General features: G+C 46.7%; 4 protein-coding genes and 1 pseudogene. 2 read left to right on the plus strand and 3 right to left on the minus strand.

Translation table 11 applies throughout. The annotated features are described in order from the left end of the window. A partial coding sequence (locus RTY00_RS07035) for a response regulator (protein WP_312663927.1) occupies positions 1 to 2,190 on the plus strand: 2,190 nt, incomplete at its 5' end. A gap of 108 nt (positions 2,191 to 2,298) precedes the next feature. Then, positions 2,299 to 2,919 carry a response regulator transcription factor gene (locus tag RTY00_RS07040; protein WP_312663928.1) on the plus strand — a complete coding sequence of 207 codons (621 nt, stop codon included), beginning with the start codon at positions 2,299 to 2,301 and terminating at the stop codon, positions 2,917 to 2,919. 100 nt (positions 2,920 to 3,019) lie between these two features. Here the strand turns inward: RTY00_RS07040 and RTY00_RS07045 are convergent, their stop codons facing one another. The 3 genes and pseudogenes from RTY00_RS07045 to RTY00_RS07055 form a co-directional block, all read right to left on the minus strand. Beyond that, the gene (locus RTY00_RS07045) at positions 3,020 to 3,952 is read right to left on the minus strand and encodes an ATP-binding protein (protein WP_312663930.1); all 933 of its coding nucleotides are present in this window, start codon (positions 3,950 to 3,952) and stop codon (positions 3,020 to 3,022) included. Between the two features lie 30 nt (positions 3,953 to 3,982). Continuing rightward, a pseudogene (locus RTY00_RS07050) lies at positions 3,983 to 4,159 on the minus strand (histidine kinase dimerization/phospho-acceptor domain-containing protein); the annotation flags it as partial. A gap of 42 nt (positions 4,160 to 4,201) precedes the next feature. Then, the coding region (locus RTY00_RS07055) for a PAS domain-containing protein (protein ID WP_312663929.1) at positions 4,202 to 4,606 on the minus strand (405 nt) is incomplete at its 5' end.

Genomic DNA, 4,606 nt, shown 5'->3' on the forward strand with positions numbered 1-4,606 from the left:
GCCCCACAATTCGTTGCTCGCTATCTGGTGGAAAGCACCGATAACAAAGCCAATCACATCGCCATTACCGTACCTTCAGCCTCGCCGCATCTGGTTATGAGCGCCAGTAACTCGCCCTCACTTCCGTTGGATATTGTTAGCAAAGCATTGACAGATTTGCCGCCGGAAAATGTCATTGAGCTTGCGCGACCGTGGCATCAGCACAAGAGCTCCGTGGTACCCGGTCTCAGTAACAGGAATTTGTTGCAGTCATTAGTTTGGGCTGGCGTGGTCATCATGATCACTTTAATTAGTAGCTTATGGATTCGTCGCCTGCGCGCCGCGCTAAAGAAAGGCCAACAATCACAGGAAGCCTTATCCAATCAGCTCAACTTTAACCGAGCATTGATCGATAACGCGCCCATCGCGCTTTATGCTCGCGATCGCGAAGGTCACTTATTGGATTACAACCAGCGCTGGAGCGAAACCGTTGATGAAGATGGTGAGAAACATAAAGGGCGTGCAATCACCGATATTGAAAGCATGCAGTCTGACATTAAGGATCAACTGGCGGCGCAATATAAGCAGGCAATTAAGCTGGGTGAACCCTTACATTGGTCTGGCCCTTTCCTGTTTCATGGTCAACAACATTATCTGGAGGGCTGGACAGTCCCGTGGCGTGATAACCGGGGCGAAGTCGGGGGATTAATCGGGGGCTGGCTGGATATTACGGAAAAACAGGCTTTAATTACCCGCCTGCAGCAAGCACATGCGGATCTGGAGCAAGCTAACACCAGCAAAGCCTCTTTTATGCAAAGTATGGGGCATGAAGTTCGTACGCCGTTAAACGCTATTATTGGCTTATTAGAGTTTGAATTGCAGAGCCAACAAGAGAGCGACCAAACCAGCGAAAATATGCCTTTGATTTGGGAATCTGCCTGCAATTTGCTTTCCCTGATTGGTGATGTCTTCGATATTTTCCGCGCTGACAATCTTGCCCTGCGAGGCACAGTTCGTAGTGTCCATCTACCACAATTAATAGAGAGCACCGTTGCACTTTATCGCCAGCAGCTTGAAGAGAAAGGAATGACGCTCGATATCGAAACGGCGCTGAACACACCGCGTTTTGATACTGATTCACTGCTGATAATTCGCATTTTTTCCAGTCTGCTGCGTAATGCAATTAAGCACAGTAGTGGGAAAGCCATTTCGGTAGCGCTGTATCAGGGACGCCAGGAAGGTGACGACCCACGGTTCCCTTTGGTGATTGAAGTCGCAAACAGTGGCGTAATCGACGAAAAGATTCTTGTAAATGAAATGGCTGACACTGCGAGTGGCATCTGGCAGGAAACAGGGATCAGCTTGTCCGCTTGCCAGCAAATGGCTATTGCCAATGGTGCCGAGCTAACTATTGAGAGCGACCCTGAAGAGGGTACGACGATCTGCCTCCATTTCAGTGCGCAGCCTTCTGCAGAAAACACGCCAGTAAAACAGGTTCTTGCTAGCAGCGAACTCAACATACTAATTGTTGACGACTATCCTCCAGGACGCCGGGCGCTACAACAACAGCTAGAAGGTTGGGGACACCACACCGTACAGGCCAATGATGGGGAACAGGCGCTGCGATTATGGCAGGAACAAAGTTCAACTTTCGATCTGATGATTACCGACTGCACCATGCCGATTATCGATGGTTTCAGTCTGACCAGAATGATTCGTGAGGAAGAAGCCCAGCGCGAGCTTTCCTCCATGCCTATTTTCGGCCTGACAGCGATGACCGGTTTTGAAACGGCAACACGCTGTCTGGCTGCTGGGATGAATGAATGCTTGGTTAAACCCCTTTCACCGGTAGCGTTGCAGACTGTAATGCAACGATACTTTCCTGATTTGAATCCAGTGAAAAAAAATGCTCCGGTTGCGGCGGAGAAAAATCACGCGCTTCATTTGGAAATAATTGAGCTAAATAAGCAGGATGAAGAAAAATTACGCCAGGCTCTTAGCGACGGTGATGTCATCGCTTGTGGCCATCTTGCACATCGACTACGTGGTGCTGCGTCTTTGCTAGAGGCAACCGATTTATATAATGCTTGTAAGGATCTGGAATTAGCCTGTGAAACACACGCAAAAATCGATGATATAAAAGACCTGGCGGATCGTGTTTATCTTATTTTAGATCAAGTCAGTCTCGAAATATTGAGTGTGCCAGAGTAAAAAACCTTAAATCACAAAATTAAATTCGATCCACAAGGATGGGTCTTGTATTTATTTTATTTTAAATGTGATGGAGTATTAGAGAATCAACACAAGGAGAAACCAACGATGAAAAAAATCGTTATTTATGATAACAACCCGCTAGTAATCACTGGGCTGAATTATTTTTTATCACAGCAAGGATTTAACATTATTGGAAGCACCACTCATCCTGATGAGTTGTTCCGGTACATCATATTATTAAAGCCAGACTTTATTATCCTCGATCCTGCTTCGATGAAGGAAGAGTATATTTCCCGGCTATGTGCGTTAAAGAAAATGTTAAATGATTTGAATATTGTCATTTATGCCGGCTCTGAGAGTGTTTATCACATTCTACGCGGATATCAGCTCAACTGGATGGCTTATCTCAGCAAGAGCCAGCCACTAGAAGCACTCTATAGCATTCTTCACCTGACGAAACATGATCGTCCACTGTTAATGGATATACAACCGGTATCGCCTCAGGATGGTGTTTCTGTACAAGCGTTATCATCTTTGCGCAGTCTGACCGGCAGAGAGATGCAGGTACTACGTGAAATTGGGGCAGGTAAAACCAATAAGGAGATTGCCGATGAGTTGCGCCTCAGTAACAAAACCATCAGCACTTATAAGCGTAATATCATGGATAAGTTTCACACCAATGACGTGCGTGACGTCGTTGATATCGCGAGACGTCATGGTTTTTAATTAACTGAGCGGCGGCATTCGCCAAATTCAATGACCAGGGAAATGCCTGTTCCGCTCTCATTAATATTGCTATTTCTCAATCGTCCTTGCCAACAAGTGTTCAATTTTCTGCCAGGGGTTTTAAATTAACAGGTTCAGTAACAGTGCCATCGAAACGATTTAACGCCTCAGCAAGACTATTAATCGAGCAGGGTTTAAACAGACATCCATTCATACCTGCGGCCAGACATCGCTCAATGATTTCATGCATAGCATTAGCGGTAAAACCAAGGATATATACTGCCGATTGCCCGGTGCAGGCTTCGTGTTCGCGAATATGCTGAGTAAATTGATAGCCGTTCATTTGCGGCATATTGCAGTCGGTAACAATCACATCAAATTTGTGCTTCTGCCACATTGCAAACCCTTCCAATCCACCGACAGCAACATGTGCGTGATGCCCCAACCAAGCCAACTGCTTTGCCAGTAGCATACGGTTCGCCGCATTGTCATCAACCACCAATACCTTAAGTGGTTCACCCTTCCTGACAACCGTTTCTGCCACTTTCTGAGGCTCAGCTCTGTTCTGCGCGATCGGCAACGCAAACTCAGCTCGAACACGCGTGCCTTGATGCACCACACTACTGAGCGTCAGGCTACCACCCATCGATTCACACAAATTCCGACTTATGTAGAGACCCAGTCCGGTTCCCGCCCGACGATTATCCGCCTGGGCAAAGGGCTGGAACAGTGCTTTCTGTTGGGTTTCGTCGATGCCGACACCACTATCTATCACGTCAATCACATATCGCACCAGACCCGCGTTGACATCCATTTCCTGACGCAATTCAAGCGTTACGCCGCCGTGGTCAGTGAATTTAATCGCATTTCCCAGCAGATTGGACAGTATCTGCTTGATGCGCAGCGGATCGCCGATCACGTCCGCAATGGTCTCTACAGGGAGGCTTTTATTGAGGAAAAGGTTTTTATCTATCGCCAGTCCATTGAAAATAACCAACAACTGGTTAATCAATGTGCCCAGATTCATTTGCATCGGGTTGAACTCTAAATGTCCTTCCTCAATCCGGGAAATATCAAGAATATCGCCGATGAGACCTACTAGCCCTTCAGCTGATTCCTGCGCGACTTCAAGCGCCTGCAAATCATGCTCGCCCTGTCGCCCGCTTTTAATCGCCATATCCAGCATGCCGATAATGGCATTCATTGGCGTGCGGATTTCATGACTCATGGTCGAGAGGAAAGTGGATTTCGCCCGATTAGAGGCTTCAGCACGACCGGAAGTTTATGAAAGCTGTTGTAGCAAAACAGAGCGCTCAGAAACATCCCAGGAACCCGCAACTACCCCTACAATCCGCCCGCTGTGATCGTACCAGGGCAACATCCAGATATTGATGGTACACGTCGTCTCATCATTACCCTCTTCATCAATCAAGGTAATAGTAAGATCTTCAATGTAAGGTTCACCTGAAAGAATAATTTCATCGGCTTTTTGCTGGAAGTAACTTGCCTGCTCAATAGTAATATTGCGCGGTAAGTCAGTCAGTTTTTTCCCAATGATTGCATCATAGGGCGCATTAACCAGTTTTAAATAGTGCTGGTTACAGTAGGTTAAACGTCCATCTAAATCACGTAAGGTGATTGGAAAAGGCATCCCATCTAACAGTTTTTGTAAAGTCTTAACCTGGTT

Source organism: Pantoea sp. CTOTU49201 (genome assembly GCF_032054795.1).
Taxonomy (GTDB): Bacteria; Pseudomonadota; Gammaproteobacteria; order Enterobacterales; family Enterobacteriaceae; genus Pantoea; species Pantoea symbiotica.